General features: G+C 65.1%; 26 protein-coding genes. All 26 read right to left on the bottom strand.

What is annotated here, in order from left to right; translation table 11 throughout:
- Positions 1 to 36 precede the first annotated feature (36 nt).
- Positions 37 to 1,038: a major capsid protein gene (locus AC07UW_RS05245; RefSeq protein ID WP_197556675.1), complete on the bottom strand. Its 1,002-nt coding sequence runs from the start codon at positions 1,036 to 1,038 to the stop codon at positions 37 to 39.
- An 87-nt stretch (positions 1,039 to 1,125) separates the two neighbouring features.
- Positions 1,126 to 1,812, bottom strand: coding sequence for a head decoration protein (locus tag AC07UW_RS05240; RefSeq protein WP_125437207.1), 687 nt, complete (start codon positions 1,810 to 1,812; stop codon positions 1,126 to 1,128).
- Positions 1,813 to 1,814: 2 nt separating this feature from the next.
- Complete coding sequence (locus AC07UW_RS05235) at positions 1,815 to 3,176, bottom strand: S49 family peptidase (protein ID WP_495211572.1); 1,362 nt, start codon at positions 3,174 to 3,176, stop codon at positions 1,815 to 1,817.
- Positions 3,166 to 4,647 carry a phage portal protein gene (locus AC07UW_RS05230; RefSeq protein ID WP_495211571.1) on the bottom strand — a complete coding sequence of 494 codons (1,482 nt, stop codon included), beginning with the start codon at positions 4,645 to 4,647 and terminating at the stop codon, positions 3,166 to 3,168. Before AC07UW_RS05230 ends, AC07UW_RS05235 begins: the two co-directional genes overlap by 11 nt.
- Positions 4,640 to 4,855: a phage head-tail joining protein gene (locus AC07UW_RS05225; RefSeq protein ID WP_197556673.1), complete on the bottom strand. Its 216-nt coding sequence runs from the start codon at positions 4,853 to 4,855 to the stop codon at positions 4,640 to 4,642. Before AC07UW_RS05225 ends, AC07UW_RS05230 begins: the two co-directional genes overlap by 8 nt.
- 1 nt (position 4,856) lies before the next feature.
- A complete protein-coding gene (locus AC07UW_RS05220; RefSeq protein ID WP_495211570.1) occupies positions 4,857 to 6,869 on the bottom strand; it encodes a terminase gpA endonuclease subunit in 2,013 nt (670 codons plus the stop codon).
- Between the two features lie 49 nt (positions 6,870 to 6,918).
- A complete protein-coding gene (locus AC07UW_RS05215) occupies positions 6,919 to 7,422 on the bottom strand; it encodes a DUF1441 family protein (RefSeq protein WP_008265668.1) in 504 nt (167 codons plus the stop codon).
- Positions 7,423 to 7,638: 216 nt separating this feature from the next.
- Positions 7,639 to 7,920: a hypothetical protein gene (locus AC07UW_RS05210; RefSeq protein ID WP_495211569.1), complete on the bottom strand. Its 282-nt coding sequence runs from the start codon at positions 7,918 to 7,920 to the stop codon at positions 7,639 to 7,641.
- 1 nt (position 7,921) lies between these two features.
- Entirely contained in the window at positions 7,922 to 8,404 is a 483-nt protein-coding gene (locus tag AC07UW_RS05205; RefSeq protein WP_197556671.1) for a hypothetical protein, read from the bottom strand.
- Positions 8,401 to 8,844: a hypothetical protein gene (locus tag AC07UW_RS05200; RefSeq protein ID WP_237760634.1), complete on the bottom strand. Its 444-nt coding sequence runs from the start codon at positions 8,842 to 8,844 to the stop codon at positions 8,401 to 8,403. Before AC07UW_RS05200 ends, AC07UW_RS05205 begins: the two co-directional genes overlap by 4 nt.
- A gap of 8 nt (positions 8,845 to 8,852) precedes the next feature.
- Positions 8,853 to 9,365: a glycoside hydrolase family protein gene (locus tag AC07UW_RS05195; protein WP_197556670.1), complete on the bottom strand. Its 513-nt coding sequence runs from the start codon at positions 9,363 to 9,365 to the stop codon at positions 8,853 to 8,855.
- A gap of 99 nt (positions 9,366 to 9,464) precedes the next feature.
- Entirely contained in the window at positions 9,465 to 10,229 is a 765-nt protein-coding gene (locus AC07UW_RS05190; protein WP_197556669.1) for a DNA adenine methylase, read from the bottom strand.
- 369 nt (positions 10,230 to 10,598) lie between these two features.
- A complete protein-coding gene (locus tag AC07UW_RS05185) occupies positions 10,599 to 11,489 on the bottom strand; it encodes a hypothetical protein (protein WP_197556668.1) in 891 nt (296 codons plus the stop codon).
- 48 nt (positions 11,490 to 11,537) lie between these two features.
- On the bottom strand, positions 11,538 to 12,317 hold the full coding sequence (locus AC07UW_RS05180; protein WP_495211568.1) for a hypothetical protein: 780 nt from the start codon (positions 12,315 to 12,317) through the stop codon (positions 11,538 to 11,540).
- Positions 12,317 to 12,469 carry a hypothetical protein gene (locus AC07UW_RS05175; RefSeq protein WP_495211567.1) on the bottom strand — a complete coding sequence of 51 codons (153 nt, stop codon included), beginning with the start codon at positions 12,467 to 12,469 and terminating at the stop codon, positions 12,317 to 12,319. Before AC07UW_RS05175 ends, AC07UW_RS05180 begins: the two co-directional genes overlap by 1 nt.
- A complete protein-coding gene (locus AC07UW_RS05170) occupies positions 12,466 to 14,160 on the bottom strand; it encodes an SNF2-related protein (RefSeq protein ID WP_495211566.1) in 1,695 nt (564 codons plus the stop codon). Before AC07UW_RS05170 ends, AC07UW_RS05175 begins: the two co-directional genes overlap by 4 nt.
- 53 nt (positions 14,161 to 14,213) lie before the next feature.
- Positions 14,214 to 14,645 (bottom strand): hypothetical protein, encoded by a 432-nt coding sequence (locus tag AC07UW_RS05165; protein ID WP_495211565.1) that lies wholly within the window; start codon positions 14,643 to 14,645, stop codon positions 14,214 to 14,216.
- Positions 14,645 to 14,860 carry a hypothetical protein gene (locus AC07UW_RS05160; protein WP_197556665.1) on the bottom strand — a complete coding sequence of 72 codons (216 nt, stop codon included), beginning with the start codon at positions 14,858 to 14,860 and terminating at the stop codon, positions 14,645 to 14,647. Before AC07UW_RS05160 ends, AC07UW_RS05165 begins: the two co-directional genes overlap by 1 nt.
- Positions 14,857 to 15,642, bottom strand: coding sequence for a phage antirepressor KilAC domain-containing protein (locus AC07UW_RS05155; RefSeq protein ID WP_495211747.1), 786 nt, complete (start codon positions 15,640 to 15,642; stop codon positions 14,857 to 14,859). Before AC07UW_RS05155 ends, AC07UW_RS05160 begins: the two co-directional genes overlap by 4 nt.
- A gap of 5 nt (positions 15,643 to 15,647) precedes the next feature.
- The gene (locus AC07UW_RS05150; RefSeq protein ID WP_495211564.1) at positions 15,648 to 16,160 is read right to left on the bottom strand and encodes a hypothetical protein; all 513 of its coding nucleotides are present in this window, start codon (positions 16,158 to 16,160) and stop codon (positions 15,648 to 15,650) included.
- Positions 16,160 to 16,690 (bottom strand): hypothetical protein, encoded by a 531-nt coding sequence (locus tag AC07UW_RS05145; protein WP_495211563.1) that lies wholly within the window; start codon positions 16,688 to 16,690, stop codon positions 16,160 to 16,162. The genes AC07UW_RS05150 and AC07UW_RS05145 overlap by 1 nt, the downstream gene beginning before the upstream one ends.
- The gene (locus AC07UW_RS05140) at positions 16,677 to 17,282 is read right to left on the bottom strand and encodes a hypothetical protein (protein WP_495211562.1); all 606 of its coding nucleotides are present in this window, start codon (positions 17,280 to 17,282) and stop codon (positions 16,677 to 16,679) included. The genes AC07UW_RS05145 and AC07UW_RS05140 overlap by 14 nt, the downstream gene beginning before the upstream one ends.
- Positions 17,254 to 18,246, bottom strand: a complete 993-nt coding sequence (locus AC07UW_RS05135; protein ID WP_495211561.1) for a DUF1376 domain-containing protein — start codon at positions 18,244 to 18,246, stop codon at positions 17,254 to 17,256. The genes AC07UW_RS05140 and AC07UW_RS05135 overlap by 29 nt, the downstream gene beginning before the upstream one ends.
- A complete protein-coding gene (locus AC07UW_RS05130; RefSeq protein WP_197556661.1) occupies positions 18,243 to 18,626 on the bottom strand; it encodes a hypothetical protein in 384 nt (127 codons plus the stop codon). The genes AC07UW_RS05135 and AC07UW_RS05130 overlap by 4 nt, the downstream gene beginning before the upstream one ends.
- On the bottom strand, positions 18,623 to 18,949 hold the full coding sequence (locus AC07UW_RS05125; RefSeq protein ID WP_197556660.1) for a hypothetical protein: 327 nt from the start codon (positions 18,947 to 18,949) through the stop codon (positions 18,623 to 18,625). The genes AC07UW_RS05130 and AC07UW_RS05125 overlap by 4 nt, the downstream gene beginning before the upstream one ends.
- Positions 18,946 to 19,548 (bottom strand): DUF8585 domain-containing protein, encoded by a 603-nt coding sequence (locus tag AC07UW_RS05120; protein WP_495211560.1) that lies wholly within the window; start codon positions 19,546 to 19,548, stop codon positions 18,946 to 18,948. Before AC07UW_RS05120 ends, AC07UW_RS05125 begins: the two co-directional genes overlap by 4 nt.
- Positions 19,549 to 19,644: the final 96 nt, after the last annotated feature.

The following is a 19,644-nucleotide window of genomic DNA, read 5'->3' as shown; positions in this document are numbered from 1 at the left end:
TGCCCGGCCCGCCGGAGCGGGCCAGGCACTGCTGGCTTACTTCGCGCCGGCCTTCAGGCGGATCACCGCGTCCGGTCGGGTGTTGAGGTTGAGCGGGTTGGACTGGCTTTCCAGCTGGATGCCCTTGTTCATGCGCATCGGGGCGGTCTTGGTGTAGTACGGCAGGCCGATGCCGCGCACCGTTTCCAGGTAGTCCGCCGGCGCGAAGCGGGTCAGGAACATGTCCGGCACACCCAGTGGGAACGCGATGGCTTCGCCGTCGGCCAGGGCCAGATCTCCGCCGGTGTTGCCCTGCAGCTCCTCGAAGGTGATATCGCCGAACACGAAGCCCTTGCGGACGTCATCGCGCAACGCGGCACCGTCCTGCCAGCGCTCGTAGGCCTTCTGCACGTCGGGGTGGTCGGTCAGGGCATCGAAGAAGCCGGCGCTGCAGAACACATGGATCCCGGTGTACGGGATGCCACCCAGCTTTGCCTCGATCGCGCGCTTGATGGCCATGCACTTAGTGCGGACCTTGGTGGCGTCCTTGTTCAGCTCCATGCCGATGACGGACTGGTCGACCCCGAATTCTTCGTAGAAGTCGATGATCACCGAGCCGTCGGCATCGAGCAGCTTGCCCTGCAGCGCGCCCATGCGGTGGTATTCGATGGTGAAATCCAGGTCGCGCTTGTGCACCGCCTGCAGCGCGTTGACCACCGCGGCAACGTTGTTGCCTTCCGGGTCGGCCGGGTCATACACGCCCAGCAGCTGGTCAGCCATGACCGTCGAGTTCTGCGGCAGGTGGGTGGTTTCCAGCAGCTTCACCTTGCCACGCTCCAGTCCCTTGGGCTGGCCGGGCGCGCCGCGCGGGACGTTCGGGACCAGCACCAGCTTGGTGCCCTTGACGCCCACCTTGACGATGGTGGTGCCGACCAAGCCCTCTTCCTGGAAAAGGCGCATATCGGCCAGCCGCGTGGAGATGCGCGGCAGGTTGTTGATGTAGGCGTTCAGGGCGTCGAAGCTCAGCACGCCCAGTGCCAGAAGGGTCTGCAGATCCATGGTGATTTCTCTCTCGAAAGGGGATACGAAAAGGCCCCGCCGAAGCGGGGCCAAGGGTCAACGGGTGAAAGGGGTGCTGTTCAGCGGTCAGCCGCCGGCAGCGGCGATGGTGATGGTGTCGCTGATGGCTTCGTCCAAGTCGGTGGCGGTCACCTTGAGGGTGTAGTCACCGGCGGCGCTCAGCGTCGCGGCATCCCAGGTGATGACGCCGCCCACGGCTGCCTTCGCACCGCCGCCTGCGAGGTTGCCGGTGCCGCTGGCCTTGGCCAGGGTGGCGCTGACGGTGCTGCCGGTAACCAAGGCGCCGAAGACGTCCTTGACGTGCGCCACGATTGGGCCCAGCGCAACACCGGCGGTGCCGGTCAGCGGTGCGGACACGAACACCAGGTGATCGGCGGCGTTCGACGCGATCGGCTGCTGGGTCCAGCGGGTGATGATGCCGGACTCGGCCAGGCTCAACGCGGCCAAGAGCTTCTGATCGGCGGTGACGCCGCTGGCCCACACCAACTTTTCGCCGAACACTTCGGCGTCGCGCGCGATCGCCGCGCCCTTGACGGCCAGCGCCGCAGATTCGGTCCCGGTGTCGACCGGGCCGTACAGCACCTTCACTGCGTCGGTGCCATTGGCAGCGACGGTGTTGTCTGCCTTGAGCAGGGTGCCAGCGGACAGCATGCCCTGCCCGGCCGGCAGACGGATCAGTTCGCGGCTGCGCTCGCCGCCCGCTTCGGACAGCAGGAATTCGCCGGTACGGGTGCCGGCCAGGGAAATTTCCATCGTCAGTTACCTCGTTGCTTGTAGATGTGATTGGGATTCAGCTTCGCCTTGTTGTCGGCGGCGCGTTGATCGGCCATGGAAGCCGGGTGTGCGGTGACGACCTGCGTGCTGCGGCCTTCCTCCGCCTTCATCGACAGCAGCTGTGCACGCACCGTGTCGAGGTCGGTGTTCTTCTCGATGAAGCTGGCTGCGAGGGTGTCATCGCCACGCAGCGCCGCAGCGCAGGCGTCCTGCACGGCGGTCGCGTACTCGACGGCGCTGGCAGCCGATTCGGCCTCCTGCGGTGGGCGGCGCAAGAGGGCCACTGCGAGCGCCGGCGGCAGTTCACTGGCTGCGATTGCAGCTGCTAGCGCTGCTGCCGGGTTCACCACGATTGCTGCAGGCGGCGCAGGTGCGGGCTCGCGCTCCGGCGACGTTGCCGCTGCCTCCGGATCATCTTCCGGATCGGGGTTGCCTGGCGCCGGCGGCGGTGCAGCATCGGCGGCACCGAGGTGTGCGATCAAGTCGTGCCAGGTGCCGAGCCGGGTAGCAAAGCCCACCGCCACAGCGGCCTGGCCCCGGTAGCAGGCCGCCTCGGTGGCACGCACGGCGTCCGCCTCCATGCCGAGATTCCGCGCCACGGTGTCCACGAACATCGTACGCATGTCCTCCAGGTCGGCCATGGCCTCCGCATACGCTTCTTCGCTGAGCGGGAAGTTGGGGTTGAAGTCGACCTTGCGGGCGCCGGCGAACAGCGGGGTGACCTTCAGGCCGATCTGGGCGTTGTTACCGCTCCAGTCCTGGTGGAAGCGCACAACGCCCACCGACCCGACGCCGCCAGTGCGGCTGATCCAGATCTCATCGCACGCCGAAGCGAGGGCGAAGCAGGCCGAGTACGCCTGGTCATCGACCAACGCATACAAAGGCTTTTGGCCACGCGCGTCGAAGATGTGGTCGACCAGGTCGAAGCAGCCCGACGCCATACCACCCGGCGAGTCCAGCCGCAGGATGATGGACGTCACCGCATCGTCGTTGAGCAGCTCATCGAAGGTGTCACGTACCGCCGCGTAGCTCACCGGCCCGGGGCCACTGGCGCCGGGCATGGGCCGGTTCACCATTGCACCGGACAGGTTGATCACACCGATCAGGTTCTGGGCAACGCCCACCGGCTGCCCATCGGGGCCGGACACTTCGAAGCGGTCGGCCTTCAGCACGCTGTCGTCGCTGGTGACCTTCCCTTCCAGATAGCCGCCCACCAGCGCTTCACCGATGGCCGGCTGCACCAGCAGGGGCTGATTGAGGACCGCGGCAGCGAGCGAGGCCACCACGGGCGCACGGCTGCCGCGACCCAGCATTCGGGCCAACAGGCCAGGCTTACTCGTCATCGTCATTCCTTTCATCGTCGTTGGCGCCAGGGGCGCCGGGTTCGTCGTCCTGCCGGGCACCAGAGGCGTTCGTTCGCCTCGGGTCGCTGTCATAGCGAAGCCCGGCCGCGTCTGCGCGCTCGTTGTCCAGCGCCTGCTCGGCATCAACCTGTTCGGGATCTTCGCCAGCGCTCAGCACCACCTTGCTGCGCGACTTGAAGCCCGCCCGCACCGCCTTGAGTTCGGAGGTCACGTCCTGCACCGGATGGCTCCAAGGCCAGCCTTCGGGCACCCACAGGGTTTCGGTCACGTCATCACGCAGGGCTGCATAGCGCGGCACCTTCAGCAGACCAGACAGCACCGCCTGGTCGATGAAAGCGTCGCGCACCCGCTGGCAGAACATCGGGATCATGAAGAGCCACTGGTCCTGCTCGATCACACGGCGGAACTCGTTGAGGATCAGGCGCAGCGCGCGGTCGGATACGTTGCGCAGGTCACCGGTGAGCACTTCATAGGGCACGTCCTGGCTGGCACAGATCGCCAGCAGGTGCCCACGCAGGAACTCTGCATAGTCCGAGCCGGCGCTGGGCGGATCGGCGAACGTGACCTTGCGACCGGGTGGCAGCTCCTGCATCGTGCCCGGCTCGAGCCCACCGATGGCCGTGCCGTCTGCATCCTCACCGGTGATCAGGTCGCTGATGGCTTCGCCCTCGTCCCCCTCCGCGTTGGCATCGGTGGTGATGAAGCCGGCGAACAGGTTGGCCAAGGCCTGTCGTTCCAGCACCGCGTCATCGAGGCGGTCCAGATTGAACATGCGCAGCAAGGCCGGCGCAGAGCTCGGCACGCCTCGCATTGCGCCTGCGCGATTCTGCCGATACAGGTGCACCACCTGCTCCGCCGGCACGCGCACCAGCTCCTTGCCGTTGACCGTCAGCTGCAGGTCGCCCGGGTGCTCCCGGTACATCCAATAGGCCACGCGACGACCGATGCTATCGACCTCGATGCCCTGCCGGATCACGTTGCCGTTGCTGGCCACACCGTTGTAGTGCTGCGGGCACTGCTCCGATTCGATCAGCTGCACCTGCAGCGGCACAGGCAAACCGTCTTCAGGCCGCCGATACCGGATGCGGGCGAACACCTCGCCTGCCTCCTTCCACTCGCGCCAGGCAAGCGCTTGCAGGCCGTCCCAGCCAAGCACGCCATCGGCATCAGCGTACTTGCCCCAGCGGGTCCACAACTTTGTGAGCTTCTTCTTGTGGTCGTCCGTACCCCAGATCGGCTTTGCTTGGATGCCGGTGGCGATGCCGTTGGACACACTCTTGTTGAGCGCGCTGACCATCCACGGGTCATTGCGGGCCAGGTGCCGGGCACGCGCCAACAGCGTGGGCAGACCCAGCAACGCGGCATTCGGTCCCAACGAGGTGGGCCGGAACGTCCGCAGGCGGCGGCCGTTACCGGCCGCACGGTAGGTGCTTTCGGAGATATCAGACATTGCCGGTCCCCGACTGGTAGAGGCGCACGATGCGGGGGCGACGGCGCGCACCCGCGGGTCCGCCCAACTCTTCGCGCATCTGCTTCAGCAGCTTCCGCATTTCGGACAGGCTCTGGTACGTCACGGTGCGGTCGGCGTAACGGACGCTCAGCACGCCAGCCGCGATCGCGCCCTCCAGCTTGGCGACCTGCTCATTGGTGAATGCCATATCAGCGTCCCAGGTACTTGCTTCGAATGACGGGACGGCGGCGAGTACGCGGCGGTGGCGCCGGCGTCACATCGTCTGCCCTCACGTCGGGGTTGTCGTCCCACGCCGCAGCCCAGGCCGGTGGCGTGTCCCACTTGATGGCCGGCACCTTCAACCAGAGAGCCAAGCCCTCGGCATAGCCGGTAAGGTCGAATGCCTCGTTGCGACGGCCGGCCAAGTTCTTCCAACCGTTGACGGTCCGCGACTCGGCAGTCAGCTCGGCGTAGAACGCCTCTGGCAGCCAGTCGGGGAAGTGATAGAAGCCTGGCCCGGGTTCGGCACGCTTCACGTTGGCGTCGACGGTGTCCTTCAGCCGGTCCACGTTGAGCAGCAGCTGCGGCACATCGCCCTTTGACCCTGACTTTCGGTCACGTCGTTTGCTGCTATCCGGGAACGTCTCGCGGAACAGCCCAGCCTCTCGCCGCGCTTCGCCCTTGATCAAACGCACTCGGGCATGCAGCTTCCGCTCCTTCAGCGACCGCCAGAATTCCAGCGCGCGCACCGACGTACCTGACTTGCCGCCCCAGTCGATGCCGACAGCACGCACCGGCATGCTGCGGCCGGTGTCATCTGCCAGCGTGTAGCGTCTGCTGATCACCTTGTCGACCAACCGTTCCCAGTCCTCCAGGTACTTCGGTGGATCCAGCGGCAGGAAGCCGCCCGACCCGTCTTCTCGCTTGGAGGTGCGAAGGGTGAAGGAATCCACCACCCAGCGCTCCAGCTGGCCTGATTCACCGATTCCGAACCCCAGCACCAGCACCACGAAGCGGTTGGCCTGAACGTCGACAGTGCCGATCAGGAAGCGCACGCCGGGAGGAACCGTCCCGGTCGGCCAAACCTCTGCCCGCTCCTGCATCTCGCCCGGATCGCTGGCCGACCGCGCAGCCATGGGCACGTAGTTGATTGCGCCATCGACGTTGTGCGTCGTCTTCAGCGGCCGCTCTTCACCGGTGGTAGCGAATGTTCGCAGCGCCTGAAAGTAGCGCTCGACCAGCGATTCCCACGACTGATACGCCGCCGCCACACCGCCCAGCCAGTAGCTGGCGATGCGCGCCTCAGGCCGGTCGCCGGTAACGGTGCCATCCGCGTGGACAATCTGGCCCTCGGCTGCCCAGACGCCGGCCCGATTCATGCCGTCCTTCCAGCGATGCTTCAGGCCAACCCCACAGTTGGGGCAATGCAGCAACGAGTAGTGACGCGCCATCTTCTGCACGTCATCCAGCACGACCCGCTCTAGCAACTCGTCCATCGGTGGAAGCGCAAAGCCGTCGTAGCCTGGCGCCGCCTGGAAGCGTTCGCCGCACTCGGGGCACGGCCAGTACCAACGGCGTCGGTCTCCGCGCGCATATAGTGCGGCGATCCCGGCGGCCGGTGGCCCTTGGTGTGGGTGCTGCGGTTTCCACGCACCATCGGCGTAGTCGGTGGCCGGGCTCGACTCGGCCACCACCATGCCGGCTGACATGTAGGTCTGCGTGCGCTTCAGCGCCAGGCCGAAGCACTCATCGATCGCCAGGTCACCGGTGTAGTTGTCCACGTCCGTCATCAAGACGTCGTGGATGTCCTTGCCCGACAGCACCGACACCGACGGCCAGCCCATGCGCAGCGACATACCTGACCGAAAGAACTTCAGCAGGATGTTGTCGTCGTGCGCTCTGGGGCTGAGCCGCGAGCGAAGCTCCGGACTGGCCGAGATGCTGCGGGAGATTCGCGTCTTGCTGTAGTCCTCGGCCGCATCCTTGGACATCTGCACAACCATGGCATCGGCCGGGTTGCAGGTGATCAGGTATGCCAGGCGCGCATCGATCAGCGAGATGGTCTTGCCCGACCGCGCCGGCCCTACAAACACCACAGCCTCGTAGTGGCGGCTGCCGGTGGTATCCAGCGGCTCGACCATGTAGGGCGTGGTATCCGGATCCCAGGCGCCAGCGGCGCCGGCGGCATTGGCCACCTGCAGCACCCGCGCACCCTCGCTCACTCTGATGCGACGCGGCGGCCTAATCATCTCGGCAACGCCTTGGCGCACGCTACGCGCTGTCGCGTACGTCGTCATCGGTGATGCCCTCATACATGGATTGCCGGACGCGATCGCACTCGTCTTGGACCTTGACCACCTGCTCCGGAGTGAGCCCGGCCTTGCGCTCGAGCACATCTGGGAGCGTGTCGAAGAACTGCACGACCTTCTTCACCAGCTCGGCGTAGTCGGCCTCGACCTCTGCGGCCGGCACGAGCTGCCCGATGGTCGATTCGACCTTCAGGCGTTCGTTCTCCGACTGGTAATAGGCACGCCGCTCCATCGGAGGTAGGTCGCGCGGGTCGACAACGCCCTCAGCACCGAATGCTGCAGCGCCCGGATTGACCAGCGCGGGGGCTGCATCGGCCAGCCGGTAGACGTCGTGCCCTGCCCGCTTGGTCAGCGGCGGAACGCCGGCCTCCTTTAGGCGCTTGCTGGCCGTTCGGCGGTCCATCCCGAACTCATCCGCCAGCCTGGCCACGGACCAGCCTTTGGTGAATTCGTGGATGTCAGCCATGTTCTACCCGATGCGCAGCCTATTCAGGGCCGAAATTGCGGTTTCTGCCGAGGAAATCCGCCGAAAAGGTGGCCTGTGGTGGAGCACCATAGAGGCCGAAAAACTGTCAATTACCGGGGTCCGAATTCCCCCCGGTTGCTGTGGATAACCTCAGGGGCCCCCTCGTTCGTGGAACGTGAACCGTGAAACATTACGCCCGCATGAAGCTCCACGGGTTCATCTCCCCGTCTCCGCAGCCGGCTTGCCCTGCACCTGGTTGATCGCATCGAGCTGCGCCTCGTACTGCACCAGACAGCGCTTGCGGCCGTTGCTCACATCGAACACTGCCGAGGGCTTACCGTCCCGCACCCAGCTACAGCGCTTGGTCAGGGCGGCATCGATGGGGACATAGGTAGCCACCGGAACCTTGATCAAGGCAGGCGCAGGCGGATTCGGCTTGGTAGGTGCGGCTTGGCATGCAGCCAGTAGCGCAGCTGTGACAACCACGATGACGCGCATGTCAGTACCCCTTCAATGCTGGGCAGGCGGAATCAAGCAGCTCCAGCGCCGCCTTGCAGGTGTCGGGCCGCTGTTCATAGCGGCCGCGCCAAGTGGAGGCTTCCTTCTCGGACGCCTCGATCTTGCCGGCGAGTGCCTGTAGTGCCGCCGCGCTTTCTGCCTTGAGGGCCTCCAGCTTCTCGGCCTCTGCCCTAAGCGCGGTGGCGACCTCGGCCAGGCGCTGATCGCGGGTGTCCACGTCGGCCTGCAGTCGAGCCGCATCTGCGTCCCAGTCGGCCCGGACCTTAATCACCTGGGCGCTCAGGTCGCGGATCTTCTGCTCTTTCTCGTAGGCAGTCAGCCCTGACACCGCGCAACCGAAGGCCAGCACTGCGCATACCACCTTAATCTTGCTGCCGGGCTTGCTCAGCCACTGCAGTGCGTCGGCGGCCGCGCCAATGATCAAGCCCCACGCGGCACGAAGGAATCGAATCAGTACGCTCATGGCTTATCGCCTCCGATGGCGCCGGTGGCTTTCTCCACCATGCGCACGTAGCCGGGCAGCAGCCGGCGGATCAGAACGCCGGAGATGCCCGCCAGCGGCAGCTGCGGTGCACCGGCGAGCTGGGGCCAGATCCATGCCGCGATGGCCACCACCCAGGCTGCAAGAACTGCGTACGCTGCGACCGCAACGGCCAGCGCGGCCCAGCGAGCTGCCGTTTGCAGCAGCCGATGCCGGCGGAGCCTATTGGCGTCTGCCGCCACCCGCCCAGCGTCCTTGTCCGGAAGGATCAGCACACCGATCAGCGCGCCGGCCAATGCAAGCAGCAGTACTGACTGCGGAACGCCGAGGATGATTCGCTCTGCCTCACGTAGTGCGTCTGCGGTTGCCGGTGCCACAACGGCGGCGGTGAACGTCCCGACGACGATCTTGAAGGTGCTCACGGGCTCGGTCACGGCGCGACTGCCCCGCCAGCCTTGCTGTATGCAGCCAGCAGCTTCTCGAGGGCGTGTTCCGGCTGTCCGTAGCCAGCACCCGGCAGGCTCGCCCAGATGTTGCGCACGGCCTGAATTGCATCGGTGATGCGCCCAGCCTGGATCAACGGAAGTGCGCGGCGCTCGCGGATCAACTGGATGGCCCAGAGATCCTGCGACAGCGGCCCGAAGTCCGGCAGCTTCAACAGAGCGCAGTAGTGGGCATAGTCCTTCAGCATGAACTGGTAGCGACCAGATGCGTTGGAGGTCAGGCCCTTGCGGTTGATGGCCTTCGATTTCCGCCCCCGAGAGAACGGGTGCACCGAGTAGTCGGTGAAGATCTCCGGCACACGATCGGAACCAGTCACGATCACGTCGTAACCCTGATTCTTCGTTGCGGGGCTGGTGCTGGTGCCCTCCGACCACGCCAGCATGTCCAGGAAGGCAACGACGTTGGTACCGCCTGCCTGTTGAGCGGTGATCTTGGCCATCGGAGATTCCTGCTGAAAGGCGCCCGCCCCGCTGCCGGCTAGGCGCGAGGGTTGATCCGGTCGGGGAACGGGCATAGAGAACGCTGGGCCGTGGCCCAGCTACGTGGTGTAGATCAGTTCAGTGCGTGCTACCCCAGCACCGCCGCCGACTGTGTATCGAATAGGCACGCTGACGCTGTGGAATCGATCGAACAACGCGCGCATCTGAGGGTGGTCGTTGATGGTGAGGATCGCCCTACCCTTCAACGCGCCCATCACGGCGGCCAGCTGCTCGTACTCTTGCAGCGGGAATGCCTGGCCATAGCCTGTGGTCTGCCAGTACGGCGGATCAAGAAAGAAGAGCGTCTCGGGCCGGTCGTACTTTTCAATGCACCTCTGCCAGGTCAACTGCTCGATTACCACTCCATGCAGCCGCAGATGGGCATCGCTCAGGTCCTGTTCCAACCGGAGCAGGTTGATCCGCTTCGTGCCAGTGGGGCCCACCCCGAGCGTTTGCCCTTCCACCTTCCCGCCAAAGCTGAGCTTCTGTAGGTAGTAGAACCGGGCCGCGCGTTGGATGTCGGTCAGCGTGTCGACGTGCTGCAGCTGTGCCCACCGGTACATCTCACGACTGGTCAGAGACCAGCGGAAGTGCCGAACGAATTCATCCAGGTGGTTCGCCACAACACGGTACAGCCGTACAAGTTCGCCATGCGTGTCGTTCAGCACCTCGATCTTCGCCGGCGAGCGTTCGAACAGCATCGCAGCACTGCCCGCAAAGGCTTCGACGTAGCAGGTGTGGTCCCGCTGGTTGATCAGGGGTAGCAGGTGTTTCACCAGGCGCGTTTTACCGCCCGGCCAAGGGAATAGGGTCTTTGTGTTCAAGTCTCAGCTGTTGCGACATTCGTTAAGCAAACTGCTCGCGCTCTCCGGAGGGCGGCAGGGCTTAGGCCAATGGCACGCGGCTGAAACGCGTGTGCTGCGGCGGCGCCCCGGTGCTTGCAGGCATCGGGGCGTCGCTCTGTTTGATAGTTGGGTCTCGTACCCCAAAAACGACGAACCGCAGGTCACTGGACCTCCCGAGTCCAGACCTGCGGCCGTTGAGTGCAGGAAGGCTGGAACCTCGCCCACGGTATGGATTGAACAGCAATCCCGGTTCCCGATGCAACTGCGGTAAGGTTCCTTACCGCATTCGGTCGAATGCGGTAAGTTTCGCGGCGACTGCGGTAAGGTTCCTTAGAGGTCTAGACTGGTCTACTGCGCCTGATCATCAGCAGGACTAGTCCCAAGTCCTGTTTTTACTCTTATCATCCTTTCAATCTCCGTCCTTCGAATGATGACGTCGAGCGATCCGATAACTTCTTTTGCGACATCCAGAGTCCTCTGAGCAGCTTCTGGCGTTGCTGATGTGTGCATTACTTCATTGACCATTTCCATCGCGGCCAAAATTCCATCGCCTTGATTACGGGTTAGTACTGACTTCGATTTCAGTCGGTTCAGCATGCCAGAAACAGAGAGCCCCAAAGGTGGGATCTCGTTGACCTGACACAAGTATCGCAAAGCCTTAAGCATGAGGTCGCGAACAGAGCCGAGTTGCGCTTGCGTCCTGCTCTCGGCAGCCAACTCGGAGGTTTGTATCTCCAGCGCCGCCAAGGCAAGTAGTGGGCGATAGCCGATTTTGCCGCCAAAATTCAGGGAATGGCCTGCCCATTTATAGAATGACTGAGTAGGAGAGTGAGTCTCTGCAATGGGGATAGCTCCATAGTTCGGAGCGGACTCGATTGCTGTACTCCCCTCGGGCGACGATGTCTCTGACGGCTCTGGATCCGTGACTTCGATCGGGGCAGCGCTGCCAACGTCTTCGAGACCCGGCAGGTCAGATTCCTCAACCTTCTTTGCCGCTTTCTCTACGTCATTGAGCTCGATCTTCCCTATCCCAGTCACCTCGATTGATTTGATTGCCGATCGTATCCATGGCGCTACCGCCAGAATCAACAGCCCGATCGAAACAGCGTCCATATGAAAGATGCCCGGGAATAAATTCCTCAGCACAACCAACGCCAGACATACGACGCTTATGACGATCCCAGCCCATGGCAGGCCTTTCGCCCGCCCCCATCCACTTCCAACCTGGACTTTGTCCATTCGTCCCCCCCACTGTTAGGTCAAGGATGGGCGGACTGCCAAGCCCGGTCAACCGCCCTCCCTTCCTCCCGAAAAAAGCCTTGCGCTGAACTCTTGACGGCCGTCTTCCAGCGCCTGCCGCAGCGCAGCCGTGGCGATTGAATAGACCCGCAGGTATGCGCCCTTCCGCATCTTGGCCGCCTTCGCCGCATCTTGCGCCGCCACCTTCCTTTCCGGCCACACCAGGTCATTCACGGCGTCCTGCAGCACCAGGCGCATCCGCCATCGGTCTGCCGGCTCGTCCATTCGAAGCACCGGCCCTGCGCCGTACCGCCGGTCCCATTGGATCTGCCGCATCACGCGCCTGGCCAACGACCGCCCCAGCGAGGCCAGCGACACGCCCTGCCCTCGTAGCGCCACGGCTACGACGGCCTGCTTTGCGACCGGATCCCGCATCAAACCGACAGCACCAGCGATATCGGCAGAGGTGAGCGGCTGCATGGTTGAACGCCCGTCCGACGGTTCGCGGAAGCTGCCACCAACGAGCATCCGGGCAATCAGTTCCAGCGGGTCACGCTGCAGGGTTGGCTCCGGGGCCGGCAGCCGGCCGCGCGGTAGCCGTTCAACAGAAGGTGCCGGCACGGAATGGGGCCTGTGAGCCCAGTCCTTCGCGGCAAGGTCTGGGGCATCCGTGCCCACGTAGAGCTGTCCATGCGCACCGCAGCGGGTGCAGACAACCTGCGCGGTCTGCCGGCTGCCGCTGCTACCACGCACGCGGTTTCGCGCCTGGTCAGAGCCGCAGTTACCGCAAGCGGCCAGCTGAGCACCATGGGTGGCCAGACCGAGCATCAGTTCACCTCGCAGGTACTGACCCAGCGGGACCGGCCGTCGAGCCAGACCTCCCACAGGTTGCCGTCGACCTTGCACCTGATTGGGCCCTCCTTTCCTTCCAGGTACAGGTGGTGGGTTGCCTCGTCCAGGCTGAGGAATTTGAGAATCATCGGGAGGTCTCCATGGTTGTAACGTTGGTTGTTTCCAGGGCCGCGCCCTGCTGTTGAAGGAACTGCTGGGCCAGCGCGCGCAGCTGGTTCTCGCCTACGTCCAGACGCTCCACCAAGTGTTCCCCCGGGCTGCGCACGCCCTCGATCTGCTCGCGCTTGACCCCGAGCACGTCCGACACGATCGGGTCGCTGCCGCTGTCGGACAACAGGAAGTACGCCATGACCGGCTCGGTCTGGCCGTCGCGGTGCACGCGGCCGATGCACTGTTCGTGCACGCCCGGCGACCAGTCCAGCTCGCCGAACACCGCGGTGCTGCACACGTGCTGCAACCCATCGATGCCGGCCCCAGAGCGGAGGCTGATCAGCATCACCTGGCTGTCTCCGGCGATGAATGCCTCCTTCGCTACTTGCTTCTGGCTCGGCGACTCGCTGCCGGTGTACATGACAGGGTTGTAGGCAGCCAGCTTCTCTTGCCAGATGCTGTAGACCTCTCGGTGCCACCCGAACAGCAACACCTTCTGGCCGCTCTCCAGCAGCAGCCTGACGAACTCGGCCACGTAGGGTGCCTTGGCCACGCCTGTCGCCTGTCGCAGCAGCCGGTCGAACTCTCCGGCTGCCTGCATCTTCTCGCCACGGTACTGCTCGTTGGCCCGGAGGATGATCCGAGCCAGCGCTGCGGCGTCACCGGTGATGGCGTCCAGCGCTTTGGCATCGGCCTCGACCTCGTGCGAGATCTTCGACAGCGCCGGCAGCTCGCGCCCCACTTCCTTTCGCGTGCGGCGCAGCATGATCCCTTGCCGCCGCAGGTACTGGCCGAACTGCTCAGCGTCCTGAAGCTTGGCCTTCTCCCCCGGGGCTGAGATGCACCACTCCCGGAGGAACTCGTCATAGGTGCCGAGGCAGCCCGGCAGCAGCGGGTCGACTACGTGGAAGAACTCGCACCCGTAGTTGTAGATCGGGGTGGCGGTCAGCCCCATACGCAGGCGCGCGCGGCTGGCCAAGTAGCGACAGGCGCGGTGGATGCTGCTGTCTGGGCTGCGCAGCTGCTGGCATTCTTCGAACACCACGTACTGCGCGATCTCCCCCAACGTCTCAGCCCACCCGCGGAGCTTGTGGTAGCTGACCAGGATTACGTCTGGCAGCGTGTCCCACAGATCCTTGATCCTCTGCTTCGGCTGCAGCACGAGCGGGTACGGCGCCCCCTTCCTGATGTGGTGCACGCGCAGCTGAGGCGCGAACTCGGCCAGCTTCTCCGGCCAGTGGTTCGGCAGCGCCGCCGGGTACACCACCACCGCCGGCAGGTTTCCCGGAGCAGCCATCGGACAGATGCCGGTGACCGTCTTGCCGAGGCCCAGATCATCCGCCAACAGCAGGCCGCCACGGATGGACAGCTGCGCCCCCGCCACGCGTTGGTACTCGCGCGGCGGCTTGGCCAGGGTGAACTCCGGGATCTGCACGCGGCCGGCCAGCAGGTCGCCCAGGCTGCGCTCCATGTCCACATGCTCGTCAGCCAGCTGCTGCAGCGCGCGCTGGGTGTCTGCATTCATCGACAGGGGGTAGCGCTGTGTGAACCACTGCAGCTCCCGGCTGTTCTCTGGCGTGGCCGACAGGTCAATGTGCTCTGCGGCGTGCTGACGCACCCGAGGAAACACACGCTTCATCCGCGCACGCACCTGCGGCTCGCAGATCACCCGCCAAGTGCTGCAGGCGGCGCTGTACTGCAGGGTTCCATAGGTCGTCTGCATCACAGTGCCTGCCTCTTCAGGCGGATGATGTTGAAGGGCTTGCCCTGCCAGGCCGGCCGGGCCACGAGCGGGCGTTCGCCCCAGCGTTCGGTGGTGGCCAACAGCACGCCGCGCACCTGCGGGAGAGTGATGTAGCGGCCGACCTGCCGCAGGGCATCAGCGAGCGAGCCGGCCACCTTCACCTCGATCACGAGGCCATCCAGCCAGAAGTCAGCGCGGTTGCTGGCGTCCAGCCGGTACTCGCGCACGTGCGCATGGCCCGCCTGATCCAGAACGGTGGCCAGTGCCTGATGCAGCTGCACCTCGGATCCGTAGCGATACCCGAACCCAGCCAGCAGCCGGCCAATTCCCTTCAGCTGCAACTGCTCTTCCATAGCGGTGCCCGGCCTCACCGGTGCAACGTCCCGCTGTCTGACGATCGAAACGCCCATCACGGCAACTCCGCATCGTCGTCTTCGTATCGCAGCATGTGTGCGTCCCATGCTTCGACAAGATCCTCCCCTGCGGCATGAGACCATCCCTCGTCGGCAGGCCAGAGCGGCCAGTAGTCAACCCTCACCATCTGCGAGCCATCAAAGTAGCGGCTGAAGGTGATGTGTGGCTTCGAAATCCCCATCCCTCGCATCGGCCCACGTTGCAAGCTCATGAATTCACCTCAGCGGCCAGCTGCAGCCCGGTCGCCGCATCGGCCTGTGCCCAGGTCATCTGCCCGCGGTCGATGCTCTCCGCCAAGCGCGACAGGCCCTTGGCCGTCACCAGCACCTGCTCGTGCACGCGTTCCTCGTCGCCCTCCGTCCGCTGCACGCAAGCCTTGTGCACCAGCACGCCCTGCTGCAGGCGGGTCTGGTAGGCCAGCCAGTTCTTGCTGCCGGCGCGGCGGTAGATCCAGCCATGCTCGGACAGCCAGGCGAACAGCTGCCGTGGCTGGACCTGCAGCATCTTGGCCGCGGTTGTGATGTTGAATGTGCCGTCGGCCTGGGTCAGGCGCAGCAGCGCGCGGACCTGTGGTTCCTGGTACTGCACGCGCGCCTCGAGGATCTCTGCCTTCTCGCTGTAGGACAGCAGCAGCGCGCGCAGCGTCGCCGGGTCGGTCAGTGCCTGCATCGGGTCAGGCGCAGGCACCCCGGCCGTCAGCGCGTCATAGGCGCGAATCACCTGCAGGCTGAAGCTGGGGCTGATCCACATGGCGTAGGCGTAGACAAGCTCGCGCACCACGTAGCTGCCGCCGTAGCGCCCGGCCACTGAATGCACCGGGTAAACCCGGGATTCCCCGGAATTGACCAGTTCGGCCACCAGTTCCTCGGTTTGCTTCAGGCGCTGCCAGTCGCTCGGCTGGTGCCGCTTGGCGCCGCCGGCTGCCTGGTGCAGATCATTCAGGCAGAACCTGCCCACGTCGTCGCGGCGCACAGTGGCTCCGCCAATCATCATCGCGTTCAAGAGAACACCTCCGTTTTCCAGCCACCGCCGTCGGCGCGCTGGACTGCCAGGAATCGGAATGGGTACATCGCGGCGGCAACCTTCACCTTCACTCGGGCGTCTTCTTCCCAATAGCCCTTGACCTCGTGGGCCTCCAGTTCGCCGGCCGCCGTCATCACGAAGAAATCGATGGTCAGATGGGTCTTCTCGGCCAACTTCAGCTTCACGGACTCGAAGCGGAACCATGCGATCGCGCCAGCGGCCAGCTGCAGTGCCAGGTGGGCGGCGTAGGCCTCTTCTGTTTTGTTCATCTCGCCAGGCACATGGCGTGGGCGGCCGCGCGCCACCTTGCCGCTGGCATCGCCGCTGCCAGATGGCTGAGCGGCTGCCGCCGGCCGATAGGCGCGGGTGGTGGCCTGCGGCGGCGCTGCCGCTGCCGTGTTGGCCTCGACCAGGCGACGCATGCCCGCAGGCATATCCTGGGTGGTGGCGTAGCGCAGCGAGCGGCGGGACGTCTTCTTCGGCGGCATCAGACCGACGCCTCCGAAGCGCCCCATACGCGCATCGCACGCTGGCGGAACGCCTCGAACTCCTGCCGGGCGCGCTGCTGCGCTGCCTGGTGTTCCCGGTCCATCTGCTCGAGCATGCAGTCGAACTCGATGTTGAGCAGCCCCATCAGCTGGTCCAGCGACAGTCCGCCGCGCGTGCGGTGCGCCGGTGCCGGGGCCAACTGCGGCATGGCCAACTGCTGCTGTCCCGAGGGAGGGAGCGGCAAAGTGTCCACGCGGCCGGAGTCGGTGACGGCCCATGTAGCCACGGGCCTGCCATCTCGGCCACTGTCGCGGTTCTCGCAACGGCGCACCAGGCCGTCACGGTCCAGTTCGCGCAGCAGGCCGGCGGCGGCGGCGGTGGTCAGCAGCATGGCCTCTCGCGGAGCGCCCACTTCCAGCGCAGCGTTGCCCACCAGTTCCAGTGCTTCAGCCGCGGTGCTGTCGCCGTGGATTCCAAGGCAGAACAGAATCAGCTGCCGCTGGTAGGTGCGGATATCAGCCGGCTCCATGTGCGCCCCCGAAACCCAGCTCAGCAGCGGCAAGCGCCATGGCACTGCGCGCGGCATCGCGATCGCGCACCACCTGCGGCTGGGGCTTCGGCGCTGGCAGCGCCGCCGCCGGCGCAGGCACGGCCCCGCCGTCCATGACGTGCTTCACCGCCCGCTCGTAGGCATTGGCCAGCATGCGCTGCTGCAGCGCGCCGCTCTCGGCCGTGGCGTAGGCGTGCAGGTCCAGCTTCGACCGCACCAGCACGGTAAAGCCGCTGTGGGCTTGGCCCGGCCGCATCTGGCCGTCGACCTCGGCGAGGGCCGGAACGCCGAGGCACATGGAACGGAACTGACCCGGGTTCGGCGGCCACTGCAGCGCGCTGCGCAGGCAGTTGGCCAAGCCATCCGCGACCTGACGTGGGGTGATGCCGGCCATCACCTGGAACCACAATTCACCGGCGGTGGTTAGGCTGCCGGCGTTGTTCACCGGTGCAGAGCCGTTCTCGCGCACCCACTTGCCGGGGAACATGCCGGCCATGCGCTCCCACAGCGTCCACAGGGCGCTCACCGCGCGCTGGTCCGGGTCAGTGTTGGACGCACTGGAACTCTGCATCGATGACGTCTCCGCCTGTTCCGCCAAGGCTGCCAACTGCCGTGCGCTGTTCGAATTTGCGTCGCTCCTCTGCGACGTGGTCGGCAGAACCGAGCTGAGGGTTTGCATTGGGGCCTCCGGTGTTGGTGGTGTTCGTCGGCGTTGCGCCGGCGGCGTGTCGGTTGCGGGCGGTTCTGATTGCCCAGGGGAACGGGTTCGTAATCGGTGGCGATCGCGCCAGACCTTCAGCGACCGTGTGACCCAGCGTCTCCGGGGTCACGCCCTCGGCCAGTGCGGCCAGAAGGTCGGGATGGCTGGGGTTGGACGAATGGCAACCAGCCTTCCGCATCAGCAGGCACGCACGCCCCGCATCGGTCACACCGCTCAGAGATCCTTGAGCGTGCTGTGATGTATCTGGAGTAGAAGAAGTGGGGCCTGGGGTCTGGGTACCCGTGTTCACACCGCCTGTAACGCGTGACTCTCCGTGACATGTCACGCCTGACAACTGGTCCAAGGTCACGCCCTCGTCGCCCGTCACGTGCGCGGCGTGCAACGCCTTCAGTTCCGCCATGGTGGCCATGCCGCTGGGCACGACTCCCACGTTGCGGAGGTCCTCGTACAACATCGTGCGCCGCGCGCGCGTGCGCGCCTGCCGCTCCGCCTCGGCGGCCTTCCGGTCTTCCCGGCGGCCCTGCCCTTCAGCTATGCGGCCCTGTGCTTTGGCGATCTGTTCGTCACAGCGCCTGCTATGGCGCAGGCCGTCCTCTGCCACGGGGAAGTAGCGGTCGGCGACCTTCTTGACCGCTGCCTTGTCAGCAGAGGTGATCGCGCCGGCGATGACGTACAGCTCGGCCAGGCTCTCCGGCAGCGCCTGCTCTTCCGAGTAGTAGGCAAGCATCAGTTTGAAGTAGACGCCATGGTCTGTCAGACACAGCCGTGTCGTGTCCTTGAGGTAGTCGCCGGGGAACATCTCGAAGTAGATCATCGGCCTGGCCCGCCAGCTTGCTTCCCGCGAGCCTTCGCACCTGGTTTGCCGATACGGGCAATCTCATGCTCGTTCGGTGGCAGGGTCTCCAAGCAGTAGGTCTCGCCCAAGTAGTTGCGCCAGCGGTATGCGGTTGCGCGGCTCACTTCGAACCGCCGGACAATCGCTTCCACAGTCGGGAACTGATCGCGCTCAACCGCCCAGCGCATGAACTCCATGACGATCCTGGTGGTGTTGTAGCCGCTGAGGGCGTGCTGCGGTGCGCATCGGCGCGGGACCGGTGGTACGGGTTCCGCTGGGATCACTGCTGGCTCACGGCCTGCCTGCAACGCGGCCTGCCATTCGCCGCAGCGCAGCCCAAGGGTCGGGACGATGTTCATTGCGCCGGCCCTGTCTGGGTGGGTACAGGCATCTCACGGGCCAATGCCATGCTCAGCTGCCGCAGTCCCGGCAACCTGCGGCGCGCTGCCACAGGGTCATGTAGGTCGTTCAGCGCTACCCGCCATCGATAGGCGGTTGCCCTGGATAGGCAGAACTGCTCCTGCAGTGCGTCCACACTCAGTGGCTGCGGCTGATCTTTGGCCCAGAGGACCACGTCGACCATGGGCAGCAGCGGCACCACGCTTTCAGGAATGCGGCGACCTGCACTGTCGAATTCGCCGACAACTGCGATTGCCCAGCTGACCATCGCGGCGGGCGTCATCGTTGAACTCCGTGCACTGCACGCGGCGCAAGATCCTGCAGGTGACCCGAGACGTAGCGCTTGGCCGTAATCAGTTCGGCCTCCAACTGCCCGATCTCGTCCAGCGCGCGCCGCAGCTCTGGAATGTCCTTCGGACAGATGCGGCCGTCAGCCAAGACGTTGGTGATCGCCTCCAAGGTGTGGCCGAACTCCACCGACAGGCGGGCTACAGCCAGCACGCCGGCATGCGGTTCCATCATGGGAATGCGGGCACCGAGGAAGCCATAGCGCTGCGCCAGTTCACGGGAACACGCGTCACGCCACTGCGGCGGCAGCGCGCGGACCCACGATTCCTCTAGGTCCACTGGCATCTTTACCGTGCCGTTGCGGATTCGGCCCACAATTTGGGCGTTGGCCTTCAGCGCGCGCTCGGTGCTGTCCGCGTCGTCGCCTGTGTGGAACTGCAGGATTCGCTCACCAGGTGCGACGTCCGCCATGTACTGCTCGGCGATGGCCTGGGCCAGGCTGCTATCGGTGTGACCGCTGTTACGGATGGCGTCGGTCGTGTGGCGGAACACCACTGCGGACCGTGGTTCGTGGTACTGAGGATCAGGCTTCATTTACGCACCTCGGGAGGCGATGCACAGTGGTCGCCATGGATAGGACGACCGACATTCAAGGGATTGGCTTATGGCGAAAGGCGGTGCTGATGGAGA

This window comes from Stenotrophomonas sp. GW821-FHT02D01 (genome assembly GCF_059421765.1).
This window is presented reverse-complemented; position numbering and strand designations above follow the sequence as displayed.

Excerpts from the sequence above, each read along its gene's own strand:
- AC07UW_RS05150 (WP_495211564.1), bottom strand. The coding sequence starts at position 16,160 with ATGCCGCCGAAGAAGACGTCCCGCCGCTCGCTGCGCTACGCCACCACC.
- AC07UW_RS05235 (WP_495211572.1), bottom strand. The coding sequence starts at position 3,176 with ATGACGAGTAAGCCTGGCCTGTTGGCCCGAATGCTGGGTCGCGGCAGC.
- AC07UW_RS05125 (WP_197556660.1), bottom strand. The coding sequence starts at position 18,949 with ATGACGCCCGCCGCGATGGTCAGCTGGGCAATCGCAGTTGTCGGCGAA.
- AC07UW_RS05230 (WP_495211571.1), bottom strand. The coding sequence starts at position 4,647 with ATGTCTGATATCTCCGAAAGCACCTACCGTGCGGCCGGTAACGGCCGC.
- AC07UW_RS05160 (WP_197556665.1), bottom strand. The coding sequence starts at position 14,860 with ATGAGCTTGCAACGTGGGCCGATGCGAGGGATGGGGATTTCGAAGCCA.
- AC07UW_RS05155 (WP_495211747.1), bottom strand. The coding sequence starts at position 15,642 with ATGATGATTGGCGGAGCCACTGTGCGCCGCGACGACGTGGGCAGGTTC.
- AC07UW_RS05205 (WP_197556671.1), bottom strand. The coding sequence starts at position 8,404 with ATGAGCGTACTGATTCGATTCCTTCGTGCCGCGTGGGGCTTGATCATT.
- AC07UW_RS05145 (WP_495211563.1), bottom strand. The coding sequence starts at position 16,690 with ATGGAGCCGGCTGATATCCGCACCTACCAGCGGCAGCTGATTCTGTTC.
- AC07UW_RS05130 (WP_197556661.1), bottom strand. The coding sequence starts at position 18,626 with ATGAACATCGTCCCGACCCTTGGGCTGCGCTGCGGCGAATGGCAGGCC.
- AC07UW_RS05240 (WP_125437207.1), bottom strand. The coding sequence starts at position 1,812 with ATGGAAATTTCCCTGGCCGGCACCCGTACCGGCGAATTCCTGCTGTCC.
- AC07UW_RS05120 (WP_495211560.1), bottom strand. The coding sequence starts at position 19,548 with ATGAAGCCTGATCCTCAGTACCACGAACCACGGTCCGCAGTGGTGTTC.
- AC07UW_RS05165 (WP_495211565.1), bottom strand. The coding sequence starts at position 14,645 with ATGGGCGTTTCGATCGTCAGACAGCGGGACGTTGCACCGGTGAGGCCG.
- AC07UW_RS05225 (WP_197556673.1), bottom strand. The coding sequence starts at position 4,855 with ATGGCATTCACCAATGAGCAGGTCGCCAAGCTGGAGGGCGCGATCGCG.
- AC07UW_RS05140 (WP_495211562.1), bottom strand. The coding sequence starts at position 17,282 with ATGCAGAGTTCCAGTGCGTCCAACACTGACCCGGACCAGCGCGCGGTG.
- AC07UW_RS05245 (WP_197556675.1), bottom strand. The coding sequence starts at position 1,038 with ATGGATCTGCAGACCCTTCTGGCACTGGGCGTGCTGAGCTTCGACGCC.
- AC07UW_RS05195 (WP_197556670.1), bottom strand. The coding sequence starts at position 9,365 with ATGGCCAAGATCACCGCTCAACAGGCAGGCGGTACCAACGTCGTTGCC.
- AC07UW_RS05135 (WP_495211561.1), bottom strand. The coding sequence starts at position 18,246 with ATGATCTACTTCGAGATGTTCCCCGGCGACTACCTCAAGGACACGACA.
- AC07UW_RS05185 (WP_197556668.1), bottom strand. The coding sequence starts at position 11,489 with ATGGACAAAGTCCAGGTTGGAAGTGGATGGGGGCGGGCGAAAGGCCTG.
- AC07UW_RS05215 (WP_008265668.1), bottom strand. The coding sequence starts at position 7,422 with ATGGCTGACATCCACGAATTCACCAAAGGCTGGTCCGTGGCCAGGCTG.
- AC07UW_RS05210 (WP_495211569.1), bottom strand. The coding sequence starts at position 7,920 with ATGCGCGTCATCGTGGTTGTCACAGCTGCGCTACTGGCTGCATGCCAA.
- AC07UW_RS05180 (WP_495211568.1), bottom strand. The coding sequence starts at position 12,317 with ATGCTCGGTCTGGCCACCCATGGTGCTCAGCTGGCCGCTTGCGGTAAC.
- AC07UW_RS05175 (WP_495211567.1), bottom strand. The coding sequence starts at position 12,469 with ATGATTCTCAAATTCCTCAGCCTGGACGAGGCAACCCACCACCTGTAC.